Source organism: Streptomyces klenkii, from assembly GCF_003626645.1.
In the GTDB taxonomy this organism is placed as follows: Bacteria; Actinomycetota; Actinomycetes; order Streptomycetales; family Streptomycetaceae; genus Streptomyces; species Streptomyces klenkii.
This window is the reverse complement of the sequence record NZ_RBAM01000086.1, coordinates 1-1368: the sequence shown is the minus strand read 5'-3', so window position 1 is coordinate 1368 and position 1368 is coordinate 1. Positions and strand designations below refer to the sequence as shown.

Here is a 1368-nt window from a genome sequence, read left to right as displayed (position 1 = left end):
GGGCTGGAAGGAGCCGGCCTCCTCGACCATCGCGGCCCACAGGTAGACGGAGGTGTAGGCGGCCTCCATCGGGTCGGAGGTGGGCCGGTCGCTGCCGTAGCGCTCCTGGAAGGCCTCGACGAACCGCTCGTTGGCCTCGCCCTCGGTGGTCTGGTAGTAGTTCCAGGCCGTCAGCTGGCCCTCCAGCGTCTCGGCGCCGATGCCGGCGACCTCCTCCTCGGCTATGGAGACGGACAGCACGGGCATCTCCTCGGCCGTCAGGCCCACCGCCTGGTACTCGCGGAAGAAGGAGACGTTGCTGTCGCCGTTGAGGGTGTTGAAGACCGCGTCGGCGCCGGAGTCCTCCACCTTGTTGGCGATGGTGGCGAACTCGGTGGAGCCCAGCGGCGCGTAGTCCTCGCCGGCGATCTCGATGCCGTACTCCTCCGCGTACGCGCGGATGATGCGGTTCGCGGTGCGCGGGAAGACGTAGTCGCTGCCGACCAGGTAGAGCGACTCGACGCCCTCCTCGCGGAGGTAGTCCAGCGCCGGGATGATCTGCTGGTTGGTGGTGGCGCCGGTGTAGAAGATGTTCGGCGACTGCTCAAGTCCCTCGTACTGCACGGGGTAGAACAGCAGCGAGCCGTTCTGCTCGAAGACGGGGAGCACGGCCTTGCGGCTGGCGGAGGTCCAGCAGCCGAAGACGGCGGCGACCTGGTCCTCCTGGATCAGCCGCTGGGAGCGTTCGGCGAAGGTGGCCGGGTCGGAGGCGCCGTCCTGGCTGATGGGCTCGATCTGCCGGCCGAGCACGCCGCCGGCCGCGTTGATCTCCTCGATGGCCAGCATCAGCGCGTCGCGGACGGTGACCTCGCTGATGGCCATCGTGCCGGAGAGGGAGTTGAGCAGGCCGACCTTGATGGTGTCGCCGGAGGTGTCCACCTCGGCGGACCGGGCGGACTCCTCGCCGGTGCGGGCTCCGCAGGCCGCGAGCGCGATGGCGGTGAGCATCGCCAGCAGGATCGCGGGCAGGCGGCGGCCCCTGGTTCTGGGCATGACCGTCCTCCTAGTCCCCTTGCGGGGCGGGGAGATGAAGAGGGAAGGCCGGGCCGCTGCGCCCGGCGTGGGCATGCCACAGCTTCAAAGGGCGCTGTTTCACCGGGATTTCACACACATGAATACTTCCGTTCGGAAGTACCGTCCGCGGCGGGCCTCCGCGCGGGTCGCCGCATGCCGAAGCGGCGGCCGGCCCGTGGGGGCCGGCCGCCGCGGTGCCGCCGGGATACGAACCGGGCGGCGGGTGGGGGCGTTGAGCGGGCGCCGCGGGGGCGCCCGGCGGGGGGCGTCAGTACAGCGCGTGGGCGCGCCCAAGCACCGCGGCGGCTTCGGCGG

General features: G+C 71.0%; 1 protein-coding gene. It reads right to left on the bottom strand.

Translation table 11 applies throughout. The annotated features are described in order from the left end of the window. The coding region (gene urtA / locus D7231_RS34795) for an urea ABC transporter substrate-binding protein (protein WP_120760357.1) at positions 1-1032 on the bottom strand (1032 nt) is incomplete at its 3' end. Between the last annotated feature and the right edge of the window lie 336 nt (positions 1033-1368).